Source organism: Pseudoalteromonas sp. J2K-J599 (assembly GCF_059295115.2).
On record NZ_CM200271.1, the window covers coordinates 1,876,928 to 1,903,468 of the forward strand.

22 protein-coding genes are annotated in these 26,541 nt (G+C 39.7%); 13 read left to right on the plus strand and 9 right to left on the minus strand.

The annotated features are described in order from the left end of the window. Positions 1-128: 128 nt before the first annotated feature. From AC5NT5_RS08560 to bioB, 5 genes are all read right to left on the minus strand, one after another. The gene (locus tag AC5NT5_RS08560) at positions 129-1,712 is read right to left on the minus strand and encodes an FAD-dependent oxidoreductase (protein ID WP_494513030.1); all 1,584 of its coding nucleotides are present in this window, start codon (positions 1,710-1,712) and stop codon (positions 129-131) included. Positions 1,713-1,833: 121 nt separating this feature from the next. Beyond that, the gene (gene bioD / locus AC5NT5_RS08565; protein WP_494513029.1) at positions 1,834-2,517 is read right to left on the minus strand and encodes a dethiobiotin synthase; all 684 of its coding nucleotides are present in this window, start codon (positions 2,515-2,517) and stop codon (positions 1,834-1,836) included. A gap of 66 nt (positions 2,518-2,583) precedes the next feature. Further along, entirely contained in the window at positions 2,584-3,462 is an 879-nt protein-coding gene (locus tag AC5NT5_RS08570; RefSeq protein ID WP_494513028.1) for a methyltransferase domain-containing protein, read from the minus strand. After that, positions 3,459-4,616 (minus strand): aminotransferase class I/II-fold pyridoxal phosphate-dependent enzyme, encoded by a 1,158-nt coding sequence (locus AC5NT5_RS08575; protein ID WP_494513027.1) that lies wholly within the window; start codon positions 4,614-4,616, stop codon positions 3,459-3,461. Before AC5NT5_RS08575 ends, AC5NT5_RS08570 begins: the two co-directional genes overlap by 4 nt. Positions 4,617-4,628: 12 nt before the next feature. After that, positions 4,629-5,669 carry a biotin synthase BioB gene (gene bioB / locus AC5NT5_RS08580; protein WP_002961242.1) on the minus strand — a complete coding sequence of 347 codons (1,041 nt, stop codon included), beginning with the start codon at positions 5,667-5,669 and terminating at the stop codon, positions 4,629-4,631. Between the two features lie 94 nt (positions 5,670-5,763). Between bioB and bioA the strand changes: the two genes are divergently transcribed. From bioA to AC5NT5_RS08610, 6 genes are all read left to right on the plus strand, one after another. Further along, complete coding sequence (gene bioA, locus AC5NT5_RS08585) at positions 5,764-7,065, plus strand: adenosylmethionine--8-amino-7-oxononanoate transaminase (protein WP_494513026.1); 1,302 nt, start codon at positions 5,764-5,766, stop codon at positions 7,063-7,065. A 170-nt stretch (positions 7,066-7,235) separates the two neighbouring features. Next, the gene (locus tag AC5NT5_RS08590; RefSeq protein WP_154903076.1) at positions 7,236-8,048 is read left to right on the plus strand and encodes a hypothetical protein; all 813 of its coding nucleotides are present in this window, start codon (positions 7,236-7,238) and stop codon (positions 8,046-8,048) included. Continuing rightward, the gene (locus AC5NT5_RS08595) at positions 8,049-9,089 is read left to right on the plus strand and encodes an extracellular solute-binding protein (RefSeq protein ID WP_096793161.1); all 1,041 of its coding nucleotides are present in this window, start codon (positions 8,049-8,051) and stop codon (positions 9,087-9,089) included. Beyond that, on the plus strand, positions 9,089-10,588 hold the full coding sequence (locus tag AC5NT5_RS08600) for an ABC transporter permease (RefSeq protein ID WP_024597048.1): 1,500 nt from the start codon (positions 9,089-9,091) through the stop codon (positions 10,586-10,588). Before AC5NT5_RS08595 ends, AC5NT5_RS08600 begins: the two co-directional genes overlap by 1 nt. Before the next feature lie 14 nt (positions 10,589-10,602). Further along, a complete protein-coding gene (locus AC5NT5_RS08605; RefSeq protein WP_024604310.1) occupies positions 10,603-11,619 on the plus strand; it encodes an ABC transporter ATP-binding protein in 1,017 nt (338 codons plus the stop codon). 35 nt (positions 11,620-11,654) lie between these two features. After that, a complete protein-coding gene (locus AC5NT5_RS08610; protein ID WP_024604311.1) occupies positions 11,655-12,284 on the plus strand; it encodes a Vat family streptogramin A O-acetyltransferase in 630 nt (209 codons plus the stop codon). 4 nt (positions 12,285-12,288) lie between these two features. Here the strand turns inward: AC5NT5_RS08610 and AC5NT5_RS08615 are convergent, their stop codons facing one another. Further along, complete coding sequence (locus AC5NT5_RS08615) at positions 12,289-12,723, minus strand: ATP-binding protein (RefSeq protein WP_002961231.1); 435 nt, start codon at positions 12,721-12,723, stop codon at positions 12,289-12,291. Positions 12,724-13,020: 297 nt separating this feature from the next. Here AC5NT5_RS08615 and asnS point away from each other — a divergent pair, with 297 nt between their 5' ends. Further along, a complete protein-coding gene (gene asnS / locus AC5NT5_RS08620; RefSeq protein ID WP_024596826.1) occupies positions 13,021-14,418 on the plus strand; it encodes an asparagine--tRNA ligase in 1,398 nt (465 codons plus the stop codon). 139 nt (positions 14,419-14,557) lie between these two features. On the opposite strand, the gene AC5NT5_RS08625 is transcribed toward asnS, so the two are convergent. Beyond that, complete coding sequence (locus AC5NT5_RS08625) at positions 14,558-15,484, minus strand: electron transfer flavoprotein subunit alpha/FixB family protein (protein ID WP_182752023.1); 927 nt, start codon at positions 15,482-15,484, stop codon at positions 14,558-14,560. Next, a complete protein-coding gene (locus AC5NT5_RS08630) occupies positions 15,485-16,234 on the minus strand; it encodes an electron transfer flavoprotein subunit beta/FixA family protein (RefSeq protein WP_182711215.1) in 750 nt (249 codons plus the stop codon). It lies immediately after the preceding gene. Between the two features lie 221 nt (positions 16,235-16,455). Between AC5NT5_RS08630 and AC5NT5_RS08635 the strand changes: the two genes are divergently transcribed. From AC5NT5_RS08635 to AC5NT5_RS08660, 6 genes are all read left to right on the plus strand, one after another. Further along, entirely contained in the window at positions 16,456-18,102 is a 1,647-nt protein-coding gene (locus AC5NT5_RS08635) for an electron transfer flavoprotein-ubiquinone oxidoreductase (protein ID WP_494513025.1), read from the plus strand. A gap of 132 nt (positions 18,103-18,234) precedes the next feature. Beyond that, a complete protein-coding gene (locus AC5NT5_RS08640) occupies positions 18,235-18,699 on the plus strand; it encodes an acyl-CoA thioesterase (protein WP_024596822.1) in 465 nt (154 codons plus the stop codon). 259 nt (positions 18,700-18,958) lie between these two features. Beyond that, a complete protein-coding gene (locus tag AC5NT5_RS08645; protein ID WP_002961225.1) occupies positions 18,959-19,528 on the plus strand; it encodes an outer membrane beta-barrel protein in 570 nt (189 codons plus the stop codon). A gap of 212 nt (positions 19,529-19,740) precedes the next feature. Next, positions 19,741-20,445, plus strand: a complete 705-nt coding sequence (tsaA, locus tag AC5NT5_RS08650) for a tRNA (N6-threonylcarbamoyladenosine(37)-N6)-methyltransferase TrmO (RefSeq protein ID WP_494513024.1) — start codon at positions 19,741-19,743, stop codon at positions 20,443-20,445. 89 nt (positions 20,446-20,534) lie between these two features. Further along, positions 20,535-22,259, plus strand: coding sequence for a proline--tRNA ligase (locus AC5NT5_RS08655; protein WP_494513023.1), 1,725 nt, complete (start codon positions 20,535-20,537; stop codon positions 22,257-22,259). A gap of 217 nt (positions 22,260-22,476) precedes the next feature. Beyond that, positions 22,477-23,322 (plus strand): UDP-2,3-diacylglucosamine diphosphatase, encoded by an 846-nt coding sequence (locus tag AC5NT5_RS08660; protein WP_024596856.1) that lies wholly within the window; start codon positions 22,477-22,479, stop codon positions 23,320-23,322. A 19-nt stretch (positions 23,323-23,341) separates the two neighbouring features. Here the strand turns inward: AC5NT5_RS08660 and AC5NT5_RS08665 are convergent, their stop codons facing one another. Then, a complete protein-coding gene (locus AC5NT5_RS08665; RefSeq protein WP_370659489.1) occupies positions 23,342-26,353 on the minus strand; it encodes an ATP-binding protein in 3,012 nt (1,003 codons plus the stop codon). Positions 26,354-26,541 lie beyond the last annotated feature (188 nt).

A 26,541-nucleotide genomic window follows, 5' to 3' on the forward strand; every position in this document is an offset into this window, starting at 1 on the left:
ATAACGTTAGCGCTATTCTGTGACAAACTATGTCATAACACAAGTGTTATTTATGTGTTTATTGATAATTTTTTTAAGAAGGGTTTTATAGCAAATTTAAGACTAAAGTTTCTTTATAGATCAGCTTATTACAAGCTGTTATTTAGCTCTGCCATATCAATCGGAAAACCACGCTCGTGTGCCAGTATGCGTGCAACTTCGTCAATTTTTTCGCTGCTATTATGTTTAAGGTACGACCATTGGTGGGTACTGCGGTGATGATTTACAGCAGGATCGCTGCTTATTATTCCCAATTTTATAAATTCACCCACTATCTGATCTGCCGCTATTAACGTTGACGATGCTTTTACATTTTCAGCCCGTGCGTAACTAATATGCGAATATAAACTTACATCGGCTACGCGCAAGGTGTCGTCCTCACCCGGAATTTGTTGCCCGCCATATAAGGCATTATTTTGTTTATTAGCAGTTTTAAACGCAGGGACAAACTCGGCTACATAATCAATTGCTGTTTGGGTACGTGTTTGCAATGCAGCTTCATCCCAGCCATCTTTAATATAATGCAGGTATTTATTGGGAAGTTTAGGTTGTGCGCTCATTGGCGTGGCATCAGCTAAGCCATCATTAAACAATGTAATGTTGTTTGTCATGCCATGTATTTGAAAGTATCCGTTAGGGTAAGGGGTTAGCTGTGCCATACCTTCTGGCGTACCACGGTTACCATAAATAATTATTTCGGGTATTTGCCCACCAGCACCTTGCCAATGAGTAATGTAAGAGGCTTTAAATTCAACCATGCGTTTTACATCTACACCAACCAGGTCGTCAATAATACCGGTTTGAAAACCACACGCATTAATTAGGTAATCTACCTCAATGGTTTGCGTATCGGCTTGTGTATTGGTTTGAGTATCAGGTTGTTCATCAAGGCTTGGCTCTGATTGGTATTCAATGTGCCACTTAAGTGTTTGCTTATCATTATTGGTATTTATAACTGGCGATACGTTTTTAACACTGGTGCTTGTTAAAACATGAGCGTGTTTGTACTGTGCAAGGGCAAGTTGTGCACTGGCCGATAAACGAAATATATTCCAGCCATATTCTTGTGCAACAATAAGCGGAAACTTTAGCTTATCTAAATCTAAATGCTTAGCCACGGGTATCATCCACTCATCTAACGACGTGGGCTTGGCTACTTGTTTTTGCTTAGCAAGCTTTAGCATTTGCTCATAACTATATAACTGATAATAATGCTCTGGCTCGCCTAATACTTTGTTAGCGCTATCTTGCTCAACAAGCTCGCTGTAGGCTTTTACTAATTTATTTAAACGCGGAAATAAATCTTCCGGTGCTTCGTCATCGCGCTTAGGCACTGCAAATACTGTGGGGCGAACATCGATGGTATGGGGATAAAGGCGCGCAATATCTATACATTGCTTGAGTAAATCTATGCAGTCTTCGTCGGGTATTTCACGATATAAGTTGCCACCCGCATGCAAATGGCACATTGGTGGGCCATCAATTAACGACTTTTTCTTTTCAAGCACATAAGTTTCTAGCCCTAACGCAGCAAGTCTAATGGCTATTGTGGCGCCAGCTGTGCCTCCACCTATTATACCTACGCGTTTTTTAGGTAAGCCATAGTTTAGTGCTTTTGGCTCAGCGCTTACGTGCGCATCTGGGGCGTAGTTTTCAATAAATGGGTGCGTCATATAGTCGTTATGTCCTTAGTAACATTGTCTTAAAGCAAGCTATGTATTTATAAACGTTTATATGTGTACTAAGGCTGACTATTTCAAGATTTACCTAAAAAAGTAACTTTTTTAAAACCACTTAAGTGTTTATAGATAACGCACTAAGCAAGCTTTTGTATATTTGTAACTTAGGAGTTTGCTCGCTGTAGGGGCTTATAGCAAGTATTGGAAACGGTAAACGTGCTTTAAGTGAATCAAGGTTTGCTTGGTACTCGTCCATGTTTTTATCTACTTGGTTTGCAATCCAGCCAACGCAGTTTATTCCCATACTTTGCATATGCGCAGCGGTTAGTAACGCATGATTTAAGCAACCTAGCTTCATGCCAACAACGAGTATTACCGGCAGTTGCTCTGCTTTAACCCAGTCGTATAAATAATCGTTTTTATTAATAGGTAATGCCCAACCACCAGCACCTTCGGTAAGTATAATGTCAGCGCCCTGTTGTTTTACGTTTTTATAAGCATCACTTAGTTTATCAATAGTAATACTCACCCCAACTTTCTCCGCTGCTATGTGCGGCGCAATAGGTGGTGCAAACGCAAACGGATTTACTACGTCGTATTTAGCGCTCACTGTTGCGCTTTCCATTAGTATAAGGGCATCGGCGTTTACTAGTTGATCGAATGCCATTTCGCAGCCAGCAGCAAGGGGTTTAAAGCCAATGGCTTGTTTTTTATGTTGGGCAAGTAACTTTAGTAGCAAACTGGTAACGTGGGTTTTTCCGGCATCGGTGTCGGTGCCTGTTATAAAAAATTCTTTCATGCTTTGCCTTATGATCTGAATCTAACTTTGGTTTAAGTTTTAATTTAAGCAATTAATCGCTTTTTTCTAATGGCTTTTTTTTAATGATAACAGCACCACATGATAAGACACACATGCTTTGTTATTTATAAGTGGATATGCACTGCATACTTTTTGTAGCGCCGATTTAGTAAGTAACCCTTGGCGCGTATTGGTATGATTTTGCGTTGTTGCGCCGATAGCTTTAATTGAGGCAATAGCTTTTAAAGGTGTTGTGTATTCATCGGTGTAAATACGTTTTTTAGCACTATTAATAGTAAAGCCTGCCTTTTGGACTGATTGGTTTATAAACAGTTCACTATTAAAGGTATTTATATGGCTGTTAGAATCAAGCGCGGCAAAGGCTGTTTTTATTTCGTTAAGTGAGCCCTCTACCACAGTGCTTATGTACGCCAGCCCGCCTGGTTTTAATATGTTGTAAAGTGACTGCATTAAAGCTGAAAGATTAGCAGACCACTGCACTGCAAAGTTACTGTAAATAACATCAACACTGTTTGCTTGCAGCGGTAAGTTATCCATATCGGCGCATATTTTGGGTGTGGTTAAATCACTACTTTGCAGCATGTTTAAGCTCAAATCCATGGCAATAACGCTTGCAAACATACTTTGTAAGGTATGTGTATTAATAAGCGGGCCTGCGCCTAAATCAACACAAAGCTTATTTTTATTAATGCCTGGTTTTATGAATGCAAATAGATCGCTCGCAGCATGTTTTTGTACATTTGCATGGGCGTTATAACTCGCCGCCGCCTTTGAGAACTTACTTTGAGTAGACTTTTTAAGCTCCTTGTTTAGCTCTCGATTTGGCTCTTTATTTAATTCTTTATTTGAATCGCTACTTACTAGGCACGGTTTTACAGGTTGTGTTTGCACTAGGTCTGTTTTTAATACTGGCTGAGCAGTCATACTATTGCACCTATTAAATGCTTAACTAAGTGCGTTATGTCCTGCTCGGTATGTGCGGCGGTTAAAGTAACGCGTAAACGTGAGGTGTTATGTGCAACCGTCGGCGGTCTAATTGCAGTGAGCCAAATACCCTGTTGTTTAAGTTTATCGGCCGCTTGTAACGTTTGCTCAGCACAACCTAATACAATGGGCTGTATGGCTGTGTTTGATTCCATTAAAGCAATATTATGGGTTTTAGCGAGTTGCTTAAATAACGCAATATTGGCATTTAGCTTATCGCGTTTATCATCAGCTGTTTTTATGCTTTTAATACGCGCAAGTGTGTGGCTTGCCATAAGCGGCGACATAGCAGTTGAATACGTGTAATCGCGATTAAATTGCAGCATGTAGTCAATAAACTGTTTACTGCCTAATACACAGGCGCCACTACTAGCCACTGCTTTACCAAAGGTAATAACTAATATATCTGGCAGCGTTTGAGTAATAAACGCTTCGCAACTACCCAAACCGGTTTTACCTAATGCACCAAAGCCGTGTGCGTCGTCAATCATTAGCCATGCGTTGTGCTGTTTTGCAAGTGCGAGTAATTCTTTAAGAGGCGCGGTATCGCCATCCATCGAAAACACACCTTCGCTTATAATTAGCTTGTTTTGCGCTTTTGATTTTTCGAGCCGTGAACGTAAATGGTTCATGTCGTTGTGATTAAAACGCACTAATGCCGCGTTTGAGTGCATAGCCCCGTCAATCAAACTTGCATGATTTAACTTATCTTGAAAAATAGCGCTGTTTTGTGCAGCCGCTTTATCTTGAAACAACGCTTTAATTACGCTGCTATTAGCACTAAACCCTGAGTTAAATAGCATCCCTGCGCCATAACCAAATTGCTCACACAAGTATTGTTCAAGCGCTTTTTGCTGCGCCTGATAACCTGTAACCAATGCTGAGCTGTGACTGCCTAATGCGTGGGAGTCATTAAGATTAAGATTAACAGCCACATCACCAAAACCTAAGTAATCGTTACTGGCAAAATTAAGATAGGTTTTATTATTAACCGTTATGGTGCGCGCTGTAGCGTGTTGTACTACGTGGCGTTTACGAAGTAACGCATCTTGCTGGCGAGCCTGCAGATGCGTATTTATAAAATCAAAAGGCATAGATATAAAAGCCTACGCTTCGTAAAACAATTCAGAGGTTGCTTTGTCGGCTACTTGCGATGAAAGCGAGGCTTCAACTGCTTCGTCTGAATAGTCGTGACGTTTTTCTGGGTTCATGCCTAATTTTTTAATTAGGTTCATGTCGGCATCAGCGTCTGGGTTTTCGGTGGTAAGTAGTTTATCACCATAAAATATTGAGTTAGCGCCTGCAAAAAAGCACATCGATTGCATTTGCTCGTTCATGGCGTTGCGCCCTGCCGATAAACGCACATAGCTATGTGGCATCATAATGCGCGCTGTTGCTATGGTACGTATAAATTCAAAGTGATCTAAATCGTCTACGTTTTCAAGCGGTGTGCCTTTAACTTTAACCAGCATATTAATAGGCACGCTTTCTGGCTGTTGTGGCAAATTAGCTAGTTGCATAAGTAGTCCAAAGCGGTCGCTTGCTTGCTCGCCCATACCGACTATTCCGCCCGAGCATACTTTCATACCAGCATCGCGTACGTGGTCAATGGTATTTAATCTATCTTGAAAAGTACGGGTTGATATAATTTGCTCGTAATACTCAGGTGACGTATCAAGGTTATGATTGTAGTAATCAAGCCCTGCGTCTCTAAGTTCATGAGCTTTTTCGTTTGTGAGTTTACCCAGCGTCATACAGGTTTCTAACCCTAGCTCTTTTACTTCTTTAACCATTTGCGAAATGTATGGCATATCTCTGTCTTTTGGATCTGACCATGCAGCCCCCATACAAAAACGGGTAGCGCCTTTTTGTTTTGCAAGGCGTGCTTGCTCTACTACTTTTTCTACTTCTATTAAGCGCTCGCGTTCTAAATCTGTTCGGTAATGCCCCGACTGCGGGCAGTACTTACAGTCTTCTGGGCAAGCGCCTGTTTTAATGGATAACAGCGTAGAAATTTGCACTTCATTTGGGTTGAAGTTAGCACGGTGAACCGATGCGGCTTTAAACAGTAAATCGTTAAATGGCATTTCAAATAATGCTTTAACTTCAGCGTGGGTCCAATCGTGACGAACAGGTGCAAGTTCCATAATACTCTCTTATTTTTTTCATAACGGTGATATTGGCTTAGTCTACGAGTTGAAGTACCATTGTCAACGAAGCCAACCAAGTTAAAGTTTACATATGATTAAAAAGAATGCGATTGACCTTGATTTTGATCGTGAGCACATTTGGCACCCATATACATCGATGACTAAGCCAATTCCGGTATACCCTGTTACACATGCTAATCACAATATTATTCACCTCGAAACTGGCGAGCAATTAATCGATGGCATGGCCTCGTGGTGGAGCGCAATACATGGCTATAACCACCCTGTTATAAATAACGCCATGATTGAGCAAATTAATAATATGAGCCACATTATGTTTGGCGGTATTACGCATAACAGCGGGGTAGAGCTGTGCAAAAAAATACTAAATATAACGCCGCCTAGTTTAACTAAAGTGTTTTTAGCCGACAGCGGCTCAGTAAGTGTTGAAGTAGCGATTAAAATGGCGCTGCAGTATTGGTTAAGCCAAGGCATTACAACAAAACAAAAATTAATGACGCCTTACAAGGGCTACCATGGCGACACCTTTGCAGCCATGAGCGTATGCGACCCAGTTAACTCAATGCATAGTTTATATTCAGGCTTTTTACCTGAACACGTATTTGTGCCAGCACCGGTTAGTCAATTTGGGTTCGAGTTTAACCAAACTGAAGCCCAAGAGCTTGAAGAATACTTTAAAGCAAACCACAGCCAAGTAGCCGCCTTTATCATTGAGCCTATTGTACAAAACGCAGGTGGTATGAACTTTTATCACCCTGATTATTTAGCCTGCGTACGTAAATTGTGCACCCAATATAATGTACTGCTAATTTGCGACGAAATTGCCACTGGCTTTGGCCGTACAGGTAAATTATTTGCTGTAGAGCACGCCAATATAGAGCCCGATATAATGTGTATTGGTAAAGCATTAACTGGCGGTTCAATGACGCTCTCGGCCACTATCACTAGCGATAAAATAGCCATTGGCATAAGCGAAGGTGAAGCCGGTGTTTTAATGCACGGCCCTACTTTTATGGGTAACCCGCTTGCCTGTGCAGCAGCCTGCGCAAGTATTGATTTATTGCTTGAACAAAACTGGCAACAACGAATAAAGCAAATAAACACACAGCTACAACAACTTAATAAATGCAGTAAACTAAATGCGGTTGCCAATGTGCGTACCTTAGGAGCAATAGGCGTTGTTGAATTAAACGAGGCTGCGGGCAATGTTGATGTTGCTAAAATTCAGGCTTATTTTGTAAAGCAAGGCGTATGGATACGTCCATTCGGTAAACTAATTTACCTTATGCCACCGTATATAAGTGACGATACCAGTATAAAAACACTGTGTGATGCCATTTATAATGCCATTAAAGGCAAGCATTACGCTTAATAGTCGGTCTCAATAACTAATCCTAATACTGGTTATAGCGCTATTTGCTGTAACCTACCGCTACATTTAGTGTTTTTATCTATTAAGCGAGTTTGTAGTTATTGATCTCGTTAACCATTAGCTATATGATAATGTCTATCATTTACAATTACCTTTTGGACTTCTTTGCTATGAAATTACTATTTAAACCAGCCAAAACTTTAGGTGCAAGCCTTTTACTAGCCTCGGCGTTTATGGCTCAACCAGTATTAGCTAACGGCCCTATTGGCGAACATGTTAATCATCTTCAAGCTAACCTTAAAAGTTACGCAGAAGAAGTAGAATGGATGGTAGGCAAAGTTGATACCATGGTAAGCGACTACGATACTAAAGGCGCAAAATCTGTAAAAACTGATGATTTAATTGAATATTGGGAATCAGTTAAGTTTCACAGCGCAATAGAAACTAACTTTGTACCAGTATACGCTTCTATTTGGCAGGGCCTTTATGGCGTAAAAATGGCCATTGATAATAAAGAGCCTGCTGAGGAAGTTCGTAAACAACAAAAAGCGATGAACATAGCCTTGTGGCAAGGCCTTGGGGCTGTTAAGCTTGCTGCAAAATTCCAGCAAAAAGGCTTGTTAGACACAGTAAAAGCAACCGCTACAACTCAAATGACACAAAGTGCCACAATTGATGAAATTAAGCACAAATTAGACCGTGTAGTAGCTAAATTTGCTGAGCGTTTACGAGACGAAGCAACTGAAATTGTTCACGATACTTATCTGCACCTGTTTGAAGGCGTTGAAGGAACTCTTATTGAACAAGATGCAAAACTAGTTGAAGTGCTGGAAAAAGACTTTAACGTAACACTGCCACAAGCCATTACAAACAGCAAAAGCGTAGACGAAGTACGCGATGTGATCAGTGATATGCAAACAAAATTAGACCGCGCTAAGGTTTTAATAGAAAAAGCCGAAAAAGCACGTAAGGATGTATTTTAAGTGAAGCGTAGGACCTTTATTCAAGGCCTAGCCGCGTTAGGGGTGGTTGGCTCATTGCCACTGCCTCTTTCTCGTGCGCTAGCCGCTGATATAGCAAACCCTGTTTCTGTTGACGATTTACCAAAGCTTAAAGGCGAGTTAACGCTTTATTTAGGCCGAGGCGAAGGTGGTTTGTATGAAAACGTATTACAAGCAATCCAGAAAAAAAATCCAGACTTTAAACTCGGTATACGCCGAGGTCCTACTGCTGCTTTAGCAAATACCATTGTTGCAGAAGCTAAAGCTGGCGTTCGCCGCGCTGATTTATTTTGGGCAGTTGATTCAGGCGCAATTGGTTTAGTAACCGATGCTGGCCTTGCACAACCTATCCCAGGTGATTTATCTGCTCAGTTACAACCACAATTTAGATATAAAGAGTGGGCACCTGTAACTGGCCGTATTCGTACATTGCCATATAACACGTCGCGTTTGACTAAAGATCAAATTCCAACAAGTATTATGGAAATTGCCGACAGCGATTTAAGTATTGGCTGGGCGCCCGCCTACGCTTCTTTTCAATCGTTTGTAACCGCAATGCGAATCTTAGAAGGCGATGACAAAACCGCTAAGTGGCTTAAAAAGATTCAAAAACGTGCTAAAACATACGCCGGCGAGCTAGGTGTTGTTATGGGCGTTGAACGCGGTGAAGTTGATATTGGTTTTGCTAATCACTATTACACTTTGCGTTTAAAATCAGGTAAACCTGATGCCAAGCTAGATTTAGCATTTACACAAAATGATGCGGGCTGTTTAGTTAATGCATCGGGTGTATTAGCGCTTAACGACGATCCGCTTGCAACTAACTTTATGCGTTACTTACTAAGTAAAGAAGTACAAGGTTACTTAGCCAGTGAAGCGTACGAAATTCCGTTAGTAAATGGTATTACCCAACCTGAGGGTTTACCGTCACTTGCTAATATTTCTCCACCTAAAGTAGATTTAACACAGCTAGCTGATTTACGCCCTACTATAGATTTGATGCGAAGCAGCGGCGTATTGTAATGAAAATACCTGCCTCTTATCCAATGGCGCTGCTTGCAGCGCTTGTTGCGCTTACCCCTGTTTATGTATTAATTGTGCTTGCAAGCGATGCGAGCTCAGTGTTTGACACCCACAACCTGCAAATTTTAGGTAACACCTTATCGTTAATGGGTTTAACGGTACTTGGGTCTATTTTAATTGGTGTGCCACTGGCGTTTATTAGCGCGTATGTGCATTTACCATTTAAAAAGCTCTGGCTGGTTGTATTTGCAGCCCCACTGGCAATTCCCAGTTATATTGGCGCATTTACACTTTATGCTGCTTTTGGTCCCGGTGGCGAAATAAACACCTTAACAGGAATAGAAACACCATCAATGTATGGCCTAACAGGTGCCGCCATTGTAATGACGCTTTATACCTTCCCGTTTGTAATGATGACAACTCGCTCATCCCTACTGAGCCTTGACGCAAGCATGGTTAATGCCGCACGAACGCTGGGCATGTCGATGACGCAAAGTATATTTAAAGTTATATTACCGCGCGTAGTTAACGGTATTGCAGCAGGCTCATTGTTAGTCGCGCTTTATACGTTATCAGACTTTGGCACGCCGGCAATGATGCGCTTAGATACGTTTACCCGCGTAATTTACGTTGAATACAATGCCTTTGCGTTAGGACGCGCTGCAATGCTTTCACTTCAGCTGATGGTTATTGTCGGTTTTTTACTTTTAGTTGAATCACAAATAAAAACAGCACCTGAGCGCCATGGTCGCCCGTTAATTTTATTTCCAAGTAAAGTACAATTAAGTGCCATGTTTGTTACGTTTGCACCTGTTTTACTGCTTGCTATTGGCTTGCCTTTGGCTATATTTTCGCTTTGGTTAGCTCGCGATGGTTTTAGCTCATTTGATTTTAATATTGCATGGAACTCTACGTATGCATCGGGTATTGCGGCAATTGTAGCCGTTATCGTTGCGATCCCCGTTGCACATGCTGCACTGAGTGGAAAAGCGGGTCGTATAATGGAGCGTGTTACTTACTTTGGTTTTGGTATTCCGGGTATAGTAATGGGCACAGCGCTTGTTTACGGTGGTTTGCAGTTGCCGTTTTTATATCAAACACTGGGATTGCTTATTATTGCTTACATGCTGCGATTTTTACCACTTGCTGTAGGCTCTGTTAGAACAAGCACCGAACACTTAGATCCAAGCTTAGTGAAGTCTGCGCGCGTATTAGGTGCAAGCCCACGTGAAGTATTTACTCGCATAACACTGCCTTTAACTATGCGCGGTATTATTGCCGGTGCAGCACTGGTGTTTTTAGAGTCAATGCGTGAACTCGAAGCCACGCTATTACTTGGTCCTACAGGGTTTGAAACCCTCTCTACTTATTTATGGCGTGTATACGAAGCGGGCTATTTTGGTCGCGCCGCGATTCCAGGGTTATTGTTAGTAGTGATATCTGCCTGCGGGTTAGCTATTATGATGTCTGGCGAAAAACGCAACCAGTTTGAACATTGAGGATTTAAGAAACAATGCTATCTGTAAGTCAGTTGTCTATAGATTATGGCAGTAACCGCGTAGTAAGCGATTTAAACTTTTCGCTGGGTGAAAACGAAATCCTTATGCTTGTAGGGCCAACAGGTTGTGGTAAAAGTACAATTTTACAAGCCCTTGCTGGCCTTATACCTATTAGCGAAGGCGAAATAAACACGGGGAAATGGCGCGCTACTCCCAAATTAACAATACCTCCTGAAAAACGCAGTGTAGGCATGGTATTTCAAGATTTTGCGTTATTTCCGCACTTAACCGTACAGCAAAACATTTGCTTTAGATTAAAAGATACAGCCCCTGCTGAGTATTGGATAAACCTACTTGGGTTGAGCGATTTTAGAGACAAAAAACCAGCAACGCTTTCTGGCGGACAAAAGCAGCGCGTTGCACTTGCGCGTACCCTTGCCCACCAACCTGACTTTGTATTACTTGATGAGCCGCTTTCAAACTTAGATGCCGCTCTTAAAGACATGCTTCGTTGGGATATTAGAAACGCACTTAAAGCCGCTGGCGTACCGGCGATTTGGGTAACACACGACCAAGAAGAAGCACTCTCAGTTGGCGATCGTGTTGGTGTGCTAAAAGGCGGCAAAATTCAGCAAATTGACACTCCAGAGCGCTGCTTTAGCACGCCAAATAATCGCTTTGTGGCACGCTTTTTAGGTGAAGCCAGCTTTATTAGCGGCCAATTTAGCCAAGGACAAGCCACTACCTCAATTGGTAATGCGCCCGCTCATGGCGTTGACTGTGAAAGTGGCGACGTTGATGTACTACTTCGACCAGACGATGTGTTACTTGTACAAAGCAGTGTTGGCAATAACGGCGAAGTAATTTGGGTACGCTTTGAAGGTGGCAGCCGCTTGTGCGCTGTAAAACTTGCGTGCTCTACGGTTGTAACTAGCAGAGTAAGCCATGAAGTTGTGGTAAACCCAGGCGACGAAGTGCATGTATCACTAAGCACCTCGCACCCATTAGCGGTTTATAAATCTATAGATTAATATCTATACCTAACTCAAAATTAAGAGGAAACCCCATGAACGGACCAAACCCCAATAATCCTTCACCAATGGAAGGTTTTCCTCAAGTAGGTTTTTTAAAAAACTATATTACTTCTATCAATATTGAAGTAGGCGATTATACATATTATGACGATCCTGATGGCCCTGAGAATTTTGAAAAAAATGTGCTTTACCATTTCGATTTTATTGGGGATCGTCTGATCATAGGTAAGTTTTGTGCGATAGCTAAAGACGTTACTTTTATAATGAATGGCGCTAACCATCAAACTTCTGGATTTTCTACTTATCCATTTTTTATATTTGGTAATGGCTGGGAAAAATTTGTACCAAAATCAAATGATTTACCCTTTAAAGGCAATACAGAAATTGGTCATGATGTTTGGATTGGTTATAACGCTACAATTATGCCTGGGGTAAAAATTGGCAGCGGCGCTATTATTGCCAGTAAATCAGTTGTTACCTGCGATGTACCTGCTTATAGCGTTGTAGGTGGAAATCCCGCTAAAGTGATAAAAACCAGATTTGACGATAAAACAATTAATACGCTGCTAGATATAGCTTGGTGGGATTGGAGCAATGAAAAAATCACTGCTCATTTAGATGCCATTACACAATGCGATATAAAAGCCTTATCTAATCTCTAAGTGATTACCACTCAAACATGTAGGCCATTTTACTTATAGTTTTTAGCGGCACATTATGTGAGTTTCGTTTAGCGTATAGGTGCTGCATAGCTTTGTCTTTTACTTCACCCACTATCACTTCTTTTACTTGATAACCTAAAGCAACGGCAGCTTGAGAGTAAGCTATAAATTCCCACTTTTTAATATTGGTGTTATCTACAATCACCAATGGAATGCCTTGAGCAAGTGCATTTATAAAGCGCGCCAAATTTAAATTATGAAATTGTGGTAACTTAAATTTATCGAAATGATATTCGCCCTGCTCATTATTAAAGTAATCATCAGTTGAGCAAATTAGATACTGACTTTCGTCGGCTCCACCTAATTCGTCAGCAAGGCTTTGCGCGTAGTAAGACTTACCACTTCCTGGTAGTCCTCGTAAAATAAAAACTTGTTTCATAGCATCGATTTTTTAAGGGTGAATAAATATTAATTTAGTTTGGACTTTAATAATGCCACAAAATCATTAAATTTCAGAGCAACAAATCATAATAGTGGCAATTAAACTCTAAAAACTGTTTAAAAATAAACCGCATGCATAAAAACTTTTAAAGAGTTGCCCACAATAGTTTTTTTATTTAACTTTACTAGGTAAGATACAGGGTTCAAGTGCAGCGCCGTTTATGTGCAATTTATGCCCGCGTGTTGCGCACAGTTAAAATAAAATAGTTAGGCAACTTATATCATTGGAGTGAAGATGAGCCATTTAGCGATTTCAGAGCTATTAAAAGGCAATGTTGCGGTAGACAGCCAAGTAACAATTAAAGGCTGGATCCGTACTCGCCGCGATTCAAAAGCAGGAATTTCATTTTTAGCCGTTCATGACGGTTCGTGTTTTGATCCTATTCAAGCGGTAGTTCCTAATTCACTGAATAATTATGATGAAGTTACTAGCTTAACAGCCGGTTGTTCTGTGTCGGTTACTGGTGTTTTAGTTCAATCTGCTGGCCAAGGTCAATCTTACGAAATTCAAGCTAACTCAGTGACTGTGTTAGGTTGGGTAGAAAACCCAGATTCATACCCAATGTCGGCAAAGCGCCACAGCATTGAGTACTTACGTGAGCACGCTCACCTTCGCCCTCGTACAAATATGATTGGCGCGGTAACTCGTGTACGTAACTGTTTAGCACAAGCTATTCACCGTTTTTACCACGAGCAAGGCTTTTACTGGATCAGCACGCCAATCATTACGGCAAGTGACTGTGAAGGTGCTGGCGAAATGTTCCGTGTATCAACGCTTGATATGCAAAACTTACCACTTACAGACAAAGGCGAAGTTGATTACAGCGAAGATTTCTTCGGTAAAGAAGCATTCCTTACTGTATCTGGTCAGTTAAATGGCGAAACTTACGCGTCTGCAATGTCAAAAATTTATACATTTGGCCCTACATTCCGCGCAGAGAATTCAAATACATCTCGCCACCTTGCAGAATTTTGGATGGTAGAACCTGAAGTAGCGTTTGCTGATTTAGAAGATATAGCAAAACTTGCTGAAAACATGCTTAAGTATGTGTTTAAAGCCGTACTTGAAGAGCGCCGTGATGACATGGAATTTTTTGCACAACGTGTAGAAAAAACCGCAATTACGCGTTTAGAAGAGTTTGTAGATAAAGACTTTGCACAAGTTGACTACACAGACGCTGTAGAAATCCTTAAAAACTGTGGCAAAAAGTTTGAGTACGCTGTTGAATGGGGTGTAGATTTACAGTCTGAGCACGAGCGTTACTTAGCTGAAGAGCACTTTAAAGCACCGGTAGTTATTAAAAACTACCCACGTGATATTAAAGCATTCTACATGCGCCAAAACGAAGACGGTAAAACCGTTGCCGCAATGGACGTTGTAGCACCTGGTATTGGTGAGATCATTGGCGGTTCACAACGTGAGGAACGCCTTGATGTACTTGATGCACGCTTAGAAGAAATGGGCTTAAACAAAGAAGATTACAGCTGGTACCGCGACTTACGTAAATACGGTAGCGTGCCGCATTCAGGCTTTGGTTTAGGCTTTGAACGCTTAGTTGCTTATGTAACAGGTATGGGCAACGTACGTGACGTTATTGCCTTCCCTCGTACTAAAGGCAGCGCAACTTACTAATATTTAGTAAGATGTTTATAAATACTAAAAACCAGCCAATTGGCTGGTTTTTTTGTGTCTTTAATTTACCGAATAAAAAAGCCGCAGCACTCAAAGAGCACCACGGCTTTCAACCAGAATAAGTTTGTTTATTTAAAGGCTATAAAGCACTTTCTAACTGTGGCAGTACTTCAAACAAATCAGCCACTAAACCGTAGTCAGCTACCTGAAAAATAGGTGCGTCTGGGTCTTTATTAATCGCGACGATTACTTTTGAGTCTTTCATCCCCGCTAAATGCTGAATAGCACCGCTAATACCTACTGCAATGTATAAATTAGGCGCTACAATTTTACCTGTTTGCCCTACTTGCATGTCGTTAGGTACAAAGCCTGCATCAACTGCTGCACGCGATGCACCAATAGCTGCACCTAGTTTATCGGCAATACCATTAAGTAATGCAAAGTTTTCGCCGTTTTGCATACCGCGACCACCCGATATGACCACACTAGCAGCTGTAAGCTCAGGGCGTTCTGATTCAGTTTGCTCTACACTTACAAAGCTGCTTAATTGCGAATCTGATACTGTATCAATACTTGTTATAGCAACAGCTGATTGCTCACCTTGTAAATCAAAGCTACTGGCACGCACGGTAATTACTTTTTTACTGTCGAGTGATTTAACCGTGGCGATTGCATTACCTGCATAAATTGGACGTTTAAATGTATCGGCGTCCACTACTGCGATAATTTCAGAAATTTGCGCAACATCTAATAGCGCAGCAACACGTGGCACAAAGTTTTTGCCCGTTGTAGTAGCACTTGCAACAATGTGGCTGTAGTTGTCGCTAATTGATAAAACTAAATCGCTCATGCTCTCAGCTAACTGATGTTCATAAACGCTATTATCAGCAACTAAAACATTAGCTACGCCATCAATGCTGGCCACTTGTGAGCTCATTGCGCTTAAGTTGTTACCTGCAATTAGTACATCAATAGGAAAACCCATTTTTACTGCAGCGTTAATAGTTTTTGAGGTTTCTGGTTTTAAGGCACCGTTGTCGTGCTCTGCAATTACGAGTGTTTTCATTTAAATCACCTTTGCCTCTGTTTTTAATTTTTCTACAAGCTGCGCTACGTCTTCTACAATAATTCCTGCGGTGCGTTTAGCAGGCTCTTCTACACTTATTAATTGCATACGCGGTGTTAAATCAACACCAAGCGAATCTGCTGCTATTACTTCAAGCGGCTTACGTTTGGCTTTCATAATATTTGGCAGTGATGCATAGCGAGGCTCATTTAAGCGTAAATCAGTTGTAACAACCGCCGGTAAATTAAGTGCTACCGTTTGCAGCCCGCCATCAACTTCGCGAGTTACGTTTACTTTGCCATTTTCAATAGCAACTTTTGATGCAAATGTACCCTGCCCGCGATTAGTTAATGCAGCAAGCATTTGACCTGTTTGATTATTATCTGAGTCAATTGACTGCTTACCTAAAATGACAAGTTCAGGCGTTTCTTGCTCTACAATTTTAGCGAGTAGTTTTGCAATATGAAGTGACTCGAGCTTTTCATCGGTTTCGATGTGAATGGCTTTGTCAGCGCCCAATGCTAATGCTGTGCGTAATTGTTCTTGTGATGCTTTTGGACCAATAGTTACGGCAACCACTTCAGTGGCGGTACCGGCTTCTTTAAGGCGAATTGCTTCTTCTATAGCAATCTCACAAAACGGGTTCATTGCCATTTTAACGTTGGTTAAATCAACGTCGCTGTTATCACTTTTAACGCGTGCTTTTACGTTGTAATCAATCACTCTTTTTATTGGTACGAGAACTTTCATAGGAACTCCATAATTATTTAAACCTACAAGGTAACGTGCACGTCAACCTATTTATTTTATGAAATTAGACTACTTCCTGTTGACGTAAACGTCAACCTAAAATAACCTTTAACTATTCACAGTCTGTAACGTTTAATTTGCAAAGTTATAAATAGGCTGTACACCTTATTTAAATGCGTAGTAAACATTCAAATAAGTCCGTCATAGATAAAGAGGTTATTATGGTCGAACGTGAAACCATGGAATTTGATGTAGTAATTGTTGGTGCAGGCCCTGCTGGGCTTTCAAGTGCAATTAAACTCGCGCAATTAGCACAAGAAAAACAACAAGAGTGCATGATTTGCGTAGTCGAAAAAGGTTCTGAAGTAGGTGCACATGTACTCTCTGGTGCTGTTTTTGAAACCAGAGCTTTGGATGAACTACTACCTAATTGGCAAGATCTTGGCGCACCGGTTACAACCAAAGTAACTAATGATGAAATTTATTGGTTTAATAACGAGCAAAAAGCGACATCAATTCCCCACTTTGCTACACCAAAAACATTTCATAATGATGGTAACTACATTGTATCTATGGGCAATGTATGTCGATGGCTTGCAGAGCAAGCTGAAAGCTTAGGCGTAGAGATATTTCCAGGATTTAGCGCACACTCTTTAATAATTGAAGATGAAGCAGTAAAAGGCATTATTACTGGTGATATGGGTGTAGACAAAGATGGTAATGAAAAAGACGGTTACATGCCAGGCATGGAGCTTCGTGCAAAATACACTATTTTTGCTGAAGGTTGTCGAGGTCATTTAGGTAAAGAACTAATCAATGAGTTTGCACTTGATGCAGATTCATCGCCACAACATTATGGTTTAGGCTTTAAAGAAATCTGGCAAATAGATGAAAGTAAACATGAGCTAGGCAAAGTAGTTCATGGTACAGGTTGGCCACTTAGCGGCGATACTAATGGTGGTGCATTTATGTATCACAGTAAAAACAATCAAGTTGTTGTTGGTTTAATTGTTGATTTAAATTACTCAAACCCACATTTGAGCCCGTTTGATGAGTTTCAGCGAATGAAGCACCATCCTGTATTTAAAAACGTACTTGAAGGCGCTGAACGTATTGCTTACGGTGCGCGTGCTATTGCTAAAGGTGGCTTGCACTCATTACCAAAAATGCATTTTGCTGGTGGTTTACTTGTTGGGTGTGATGCAGGCACTCTTAATTTTGCAAAAATTAAAGGTAACCACACCGCAATGAAATCAGGAATGATTGCCGCTGAGGTTATTTTTGAAGCATTGCAAAATGAGTTAGCAAATACCGATTTAACTCATTATCAAACTGCGTTTGAGCAATCGTGGGCATATAAAGAGTTATATCAATCTCGTAACTTTGGCCCTGCTATGCACAAACTCGGTAAATTTTTAGGTGGTGCGTACAATACGCTTGATCAAAACATCTTTAATGGCGGTTTACCCTTTACGTTTAAAGATAATACGCCCGATCACTCTACCCTTGTTGATGCTAACGCCGCTGACAAAATTGCATATCCAAAACCAGATGGACACCTTAGCTTTGATAAACTCTCAAGTGTGTTTTTATCAAATACTAACCACGAAGAATCACAGCCGTGTCATTTAAAGCTTAAAGATGCGTCAATTCCTATTAATGTAAATTTAGTCAAATTTGATGAACCCGCACAACGTTATTGCCCAGCAGGCGTTTACGAAGTACAAGAAATTGCAGGCAATAAAGAGTTTGTTATTAATGCCCAAAACTGTGTGCACTGTAAAACCTGCGATATTAAAGACCCAAGCCAAAACATTACATGGGTAACACCTGAAGGTGCAGGTGGGCCAAACTATCCTAATATGTAACTAAATTATGCGCTGTATAGCTATATAACTACGTTTTTTACATATAAATTATAAACATATCCTAAATTGCAGGGGCTTCGGCCCCTTTTTTACGTTATGCTAATAGTAGTTTTAATAATAAGAGTGTTATTTATGCCGTCGTCAAAAGTTATTTTTCGTTTTTTAGCAGAGCCTACTGATGTGAATTTTGGTGGTAAAGTTCATGGTGGGGCCGTCATGAAGTGGATTGACCAAGCAGGTTATGCGTGCGCTGCAGGTTGGAGTGGTCATTACTGCGTAACTGTTTCGGTTGCGGGTGTTAAATTTAGACGCCCTATTTTAGTGGGTCAAATAGTCGAAGTAGAAGCTAAAATTGCCCATACGGGTAGAAGTAGCATGCAAATATTTATTCAAGTTAGGTGTGGCGATCCAAAAACGCAAAATATGGTTGAAACAAACCATTGTGTTATCAGCTTTATTGCAATGGATGAAACGGGCTACCCAATAGAAGTGCCTTCGTTTAAAGCAGTGACCGATGAAGACATTAAATTAGAAAATTACGCTATAAAAATGAAAGAAATAGCAATTGAAACAGAAAACTTGCTTCATAAAGTCTAATTAGTAATTTAAATAGAGTAAGGCTATGTAAAAAACTCATTATACTTTGTAAAACATACAACTTATTTTAGAGTACACGATTACGCAAAAGTTCACTTTGATTATAAAACACGCTAAACAATGTAAAAACCAATACAAAAGAACCAATTATGGCGTGTTTTTAATCCATTTTAATATTGGCACGCTCGCTGCAAGTAGATAATTGAAGTTTGATTAATGAAATCAAGCATTTGATTATTTTTTGTAAAGGAGCTATTCAATGATTAAAACACTTTCTCTTTCAGCTATTGCACTAGCAACACTGGGTTTTAACTCTGCAGCACACGCTGACATTTCTGATTTCGATTCTCCACGTATTTATACTGGTATCGGTTACGGTCAATATTCTTTTGAATTTGAAGACAGTGACAACGACACTGACTTTGACGACGATGCACAAATGCTTAAAGGCTATATTGGTACTCAGTTTAACGAATACCTAAGCTTAGAACTTGCTTATCAAAACTTTGATGAAGTAAGTGATATAGACAGCAAAGCTGAAATTGATGGCGTATCGCTTGCCGCACGTTTGGGCTACCCAATAACAGAAAGCTTTTCTGTATATGCAAAAGGCGGTTGGCTTGAGTGGGATGCAGATTACACACAAGATTTACCAGTAGGTGGCGTAACAGCGTCTACAGATGGTGGTGATGCATTTTACGGTGCGGGTATTGAATACGCACTTACAACAAATGTACAGTTTCGTTTAGAGTACGAACGCTACAAACTTGATGACGATATTGATCCAGACATGGATGTAGCATCTGTATCAGTTCAATACATGTTTTAATTAATCTTTAACATGTTTGAAAGGGTAAGCTTATGAGCTTGCCCTTTTTTGTTTTAGGTCCTTTTTAAATACATTAATACAAAATATAAACCACTCAGTCTAATAAATGATTTTGAACCGCTTGGTCTATAAGCAATAAACTTACTTACACTAATGCCATAAATACTAAATGCAGGTAGAATAGCGCTCTATTTTATTTGTACCCGAGTACTATGAGCGATTATACCATTTCGGCTATTGGCCACATTGAGTCTCCTTATAAACAAAAGTTTGCTATACCTAGGCAGCCTCGTTTAGTGCCACAAGCCAAGGCAAAACTTATTTTTGCACCTGATTTTAATCGCGAAGAGTTTGTACGTGGTTTAGATGAATTTACTCATATTTGGTTGTTATTTCGTTTTCATGAAACGGCCGATAAAGGTTATTCTGCTATGGTTCGCCCACCTCGTTTAGGTGGGAATGAGCGAAAAGGTGTATTTGCTACCCGCGCTACATTTAGACCAAACGCGATTGGTATGAGCGCAGTAAAACTTGATGGTATTGAATATAAAAACGGACAACTTAGTTTATTACTCGCTGGCATTGATTTACTTGATGGCACCCCCATTATCGATATTAAACCGTACTTACCCTATTCAGATGCAATGCTTGACGCCAGTGCTGGCTTTGCAGATACACGCCCAGAAACACAAATGACGGTTGAATTTAGCCCTCAGGCAATTGAGTTTGTTAATGCGCAAACACAATACCCAGATTTACATGATTTTATAGCTAATGTTTTAAAACAAGATCCCCGCCCTGCCTATAAAAAACAAAAAGACGGCGAGCAAAGCTATGGTATGACTTTGTACAATTATAATATTCGCTGGCAAGTCAATGGCGAGCATAACGTAGTAACAAACATAGAAAAAAACTAAATAACTCACTTAGCGCTTTAGTGTAAAAGCATCCGCTGTTAAACTTAAGTTCTATTAAAAGAACATAATTACTCTATTTCGGAAAAAACATGCGTACAAGCCAATATATACTCGCAACACTTAAAGAAACGCCATCAGATGCTGAAATCGTATCGCATCAGTTAATGCTTAGAGCCGGTATGATCCGTCGCGTCGCTTCGGGTTTATACACTTGGTTACCCTCTGGTTTACGTGTGCTACGTAAAGTAGAAAACATTGTACGTGAAGAGATGGACAAAGCAGGTGCTATTGAAATGCTAATGCCTGTTATTCAACCCGCTGATTTGTGGGAAGAGTCTGGCCGTTGGAATGAATTTGGTCCTGAGCTTATGCGCTTCACAGACCGTCATAACCGTACGTTTGCACTTGGTCCAACACACGAAGAAGTAATAACTGATTTCGTACGTAAAGAAATAAGCAGCTACAAGCAGTTACCTGTTACTTTATATCAAGTACAAACTAAAGTACGCGACGAACGTCGCCCTCGCTTTGGTGTTATGCGAGCTCGTGAATTTACAATGAAAGATGCCTACTCTTTTCACTTAAGTGAAGAGTGTTTAGATGCGACTTATCAAGCGATGCACAAAGCATACTGTAACATTTTTGAGCGTTTAGGCCTTGATTACCGCCCTGTACTTGCTGATACTGGGTCTATTGGTGGTAGCTTATCTCACGAGTTTCATGTACTTGCTGAGTCGGGCGAAGATGCAATTGCATTTAGTGATGGCAGTGATTACGCAGCTAATATTGAAAAAGCAGAAGCACTAGCGCCAAACGATCCACGCCCAGAAGCAAGTAAAGAGTTAAAAGCATTCCCTACTCCTGACGCTAAAACAATTAATGAGCTTAAAAAGCACTACGGTGTAAAACCTCATCGCGGTGTTAAAACCTTAATTGTTTACGGTGCACCTGATGAAAACGATGCACGTGGTTTAGTGGCGCTTGTACTTCGTGGCGATCATGATTTAAATGAATTAAAAGCTGAAAAGCACCCATTAGTAGACTCTCCGCTTGAAATGGCAACAGAGGCAGATATTGTTGCTGCTATTGGTGCAAAACCTGGTTCCTTAGGCCCGGTCGGCTTATCTATGCCTATTATTGTTGATAGAGCCGCTAATATCCTTGCTGATTTTGTTGCCGGTGCTAATAAAGACGACGAGCATTACAGTGGTATTAACTGGGATCGTGACGTAACTGATTACGAAGTTGCTGATATTCGTAATATTGTTGAAGGCGATATGAGCCCATGTGGCCAAGGCGTTTTACAAATAAAACGCGGTATTGAAGTAGGTCATATATTCCAACTTGGCACTAAATACTCAGAAGCAATGAAAGCGGGAGTATTAAACGAAGGTGGTAAAAACCAAACCATGACCATGGGTTGTTACGGTATTGGTGTTTCACGTATTGTTGCAGCTGCTATTGAACAAAACAACGATCAATACGGGATCATTTGGCCACAATCAATCGCGCCATTCGATTTAGCAATTGTTCCAATGAACATGCACAAATCGCATCGTATTCCTGATATTGCAAATAACCTTTACCAGGGTTTAAAAGATGCAGGTCTTGATGTGTTATTTGATGACCGTAAAGAACGCCCTGGTGTTATGTTTAATGACATGGAGCTAATTGGTGTACCTTACACGCTTGTAATTGGTGAGCGTAACCTTGACGAGAATAAAGTTGAGCTTAAAAACCGCCGCACCGGTGAAAAGCTAATGATTGATATTGATACAGCAATTGATGCAATTAAAGCGGCTGTTAAAGGTTAATAACACGCACGCTCAAAATAGACTAAAAGGCCGCATTTAAAATGCGGCCTTTTTTATGCGTAATAATAGCTGCTCAATGACTCACCTTTCCTAGCTTTATAGAAATCTTTTAATTACGTGCCTTGGTATAAATTGTCATGGAGGCTTCGCTAAAGTGTCTCATAAGTGTCATTAGATTTATCTACAGTGTTTAATTATTACACTATGGATGACGGGCATGACAAACAATCAACTGCGTAAAAAACAACATTATCCAGCCATTTGGATATCTGATGTTCATTTAGGTTACAAAGATTGTAAAGCTGATTACTTACTTGATTTTTTAAACTCGGTAGAATCTGACACACTTTATTTAGTTGGTGATATTATTGATTTATGGTCAATGAAGCGACAGTTTTATTGGCACCCTTCTCATTATGAAGTATTAAACTGCATACAAACAAAAGCAGCTAGCGGTACACGTGTCATTTATATTCCCGGTAATCATGATGAAGCGTTTAGAAACTATATAAATCAAACATTATTTGGTGTTGAAATCCACCAGCAGTTTATTCACACCACTAAAGCTAATAAACGGTTTTTACTTATACACGGCGACGACTTTGATTCAGCGACTCGTTATAACAAACTTGTTAGTATTGCGGGGGATGCAGGATACGACTTTTTATTATTTTTAAATCGCTGGACCAATCGTATACGTAAAATATTTGGTGGTAACTACTACTCGCTTGCATCGTGGATAAAAGCTCGGGTACACAAAGCTCGAGAAGCGATTAGTGCCTTTGAAGATGCCGCAGTTCATGAAGCTAAAAAACAAAACGTAGACGGTATTATTTGTGGACACATTCACCATCCCAAAATTAAAGTGGATGACGGTATTATGTACTGTAACGATGGTGATTGGATTGAGAGCTGTACTGCGCTTGTAGAGCAGCAAGATGGAAAGATAGAATTACTACATTGGTCAGATACACAATTTATACTCGATAGCGCAGACATAGCTATTCTTAACACGCCTTTAAATACGTCAACAAATACCAAACCAAAAAAATCAGCTGCTTAGCAGCTGATTTTCAAAACGATTAACTTAACCAAGTAATTAGCTTGTCTTTTAAAGTTTGTGGTTTAATTGGTTTAGTAATGTAGTCGTTCATTCCAGCAGCTAAACAACGCTCTCTATCACCTTCCATCGCACTCGCTGTCATAGCGATAATCGGTATGTGAGTATAATCTACCCCTGCCTTACTATTTCTAATTTCACTTGTGGTATCGTAGCCATTTAAATTGGGCATTTGGCAATCCATTAATATAACATCAAAAGCTTGCTCTTCGTTTTCTCTCAGTGCTTCTAAGGCTTCTATACCGTCTGACGCACAAGTGATTTTTACTTTAGTACGCTTTAATATCGCCTTAGCTACTTCAATGTTTATCATATTATCGTCAACTAATAATACATGATACGCAGATAGGTCAGGCTCTACTTGTTCCTCTTCCAAGCCTTTTGGTGGCGCTATGATACAGTCACTACTAGCACCAAATAAGCTGGCCAATTTATAGCTGAATTGATCTTGAGTGAGTGGTTTATTTAAAATATGGCTGCCTTCAGGTAATACCGTTTTGATTGGCTTATCTGTAACCATATCTCGTAAAATTAAAACATACTTTTTATTAAACTGTTTACAGTAATCAATTAACGGATCAATTTGAGGATGCTCATCATCAATTAATAATAAATCAGCTTCAAACTCTTTGTGCTCACTAAAGTAGTCAAGTCGTACAATGTTTTCTGCTTTTACTTTGCAGGTTAATAACAATAAGTCGCATACGTTTTTATAAACGTTATCGCGCGCTATTAATGCCGCTACGTTAATACTTGTAGCAAGCTCTATACCTGTGTTTAATTTTTTCTCTTGTGCAACGTGTAGCTCAACCGTTGCGGTAAAGGTACTACCCACGCCCTTTTTGCTTATAACCGTAATATTACCACCCATTAACTGAGCAAGTTTTTTACATATAGATAAACCTAAGCCTGTACCACCAAAGTGGCGGGTCGTGCTTGAATCTTCTTGCGTAAATACTTCAAATAGTTTGTCTATGTTTTCAGTCGCTATACCAATTCCGGTATCTTTTATTGTAAAGCTCATTAATAACTTTGAGTCAGTTATGTACTTAGAGCCAACAGTTAAACTTACTTCACCTCGGTGGGTAAATTTAAACGCATTATTAACTAAGTTAATTAAAATTTGTTTAAGTCGATGGCTGTCGCCAATAACCATTCTGTCTACTACATCTTTAGTATCTAAAAATACTTCAAGACCTTTGCGTTGGCCCTGTAAAGCTAAAGAGCTAATCATATCGCTACATACAGTAACAACATCAAATGTATGGTTATCAATATCAAGCTTACCTGCTTCTATTTTAGAAAAATCAAGAATATCGTTAATCAGATTCATCAATGAATTAGCACTGCTATTTGCTAGTTTTAAATAATGGTATTGTTGATCGGTTAAGCCATCTTCTTTGAGCATTTCAAGCATCCCTAGTACGCCATTCATTGGTGTGCGTATTTCGTGAGAGATATTTGCTACAAAGTCACTTTTTGCTTGGCTTGCTGCTAATGCTTGGTCAATTGCACGTTCTAGTTCAATGGTCCTTTGTGAAACCTTTAGCTCCAGAGTACTGTTTAACGCTTCGAGCTCTGATTGCGTATTTTTTAATGAGCTAATATTTCTTAAAATAGCCGCTACCTGATAACGGTTATTATATACGTCAAAAATACTGCTAAGCGTAATCGAAAAATATTGTTTGTTGCCATAACCATCTGTGTAGATAGCTTCAAACGGCATTTTTGAACCGTTTGTAATAGTCTCTTGTATACAATTAGTGTCTGCGTCGTTTAAATTAAACAGCGAGACAAAATCAGGATTAGTGCCTGAAATTGAACTACCAAAAACCTCTTTAGCGGTATTATTAAAGTGAACAATTTCGCCGTTTTGCTCAATTGTAAAAATAGCATCCAAAGAATTTTCTATTACTTTATTGTTTTGCTCTTTTAGAGAATTAATTAATAGCTTACGGTTTATAAAACGTTGGTATAAAAAAGCAATAACTAAAAATACGCTAAAAAATACCACTAACATTGCAATAAAGTTTTGACGTCTCTCATTCACCTTTGCAAACAATGTTTTTGTATCAACACTTACACCAAGCTCTAAAGGTAGCATGGCTATATCACCCTCAAACGAAATTCGTTTTTTTAAAGTGTAAGCCACTGGATAATTACTTATTGGTAAAGTGCCTTGCTCTGTCATGGTAGTTGCAGTGGAGAATTCTTCAGACCATGTTTTAGTTTTATTAAATTCAAAACTGAATCGAAGTTGAGGGTTTGGATGATATAAAAATTCACCTTCATTATTCATAAGGTAAACCTGCGTCCCTTGTGGAGATTCAACTGTTAAATCTTCAAGTAATTTATCCGCAAAGTAATTAGTAACTAATATTGCAAATATTTTATTATTTTCATCAAAAACAGGCTTAGCAACACGAAAAGTGCTTATATAAGGTTCTTGTATCTGTCCATTTTCACGGTTGTAGTTAATTGGAGAAATATAAACACTTTTCTTATCAAGCATGCTTGCTTTGATTATGTAATCGCGTTGACCTTTTTTTTGTAATTGCAGACCTTGCAGTCGATTAATCTCTCCAAGTTGATTTCGGTCAACTCTAACAATCTCTTGCCCACCATCTTCGAGCATAATATAGCGAGCTTGCAAAATACTGTCATCGGTCTGCATAAAACCAGTAAAAATACTTGCTAAGCGCTCTTGCCAAACATCTATTGGCGTACCAAGAACAGGATCAATTAGTTTATTTTCTTTAGCGCGGGTAATGCCTTGTATTGGTGGTGTAGCATCTAAAAAACGAATGGCGGTAACACTGTCTTTAAGATGTTTTTTTAATGAATAGCTCTTTGTTTCGAGTTCACGCTTTAATTCTATTTGAGCTGAATTATACACATCACTTCTTACTTTTTGATCGAACAAATACAGAGATGGTACAGCTATAAGAACAAATATTATTGTTGCAACGAGCATTAGTTTATTATTTTTTGTCACGTTCAAAAAAATATTTCTTTTTAACATTTACCATCACCATAAATTTTTATTGTTATTAGTATAGAGTATTAAAGTGAGAATTGGACCCTCAAACTAATCAGTTATCGTTATAATTTTTATAATAAAAAGACTAAATCATTAGTTTTATTTAGAACACTCTCTCTATA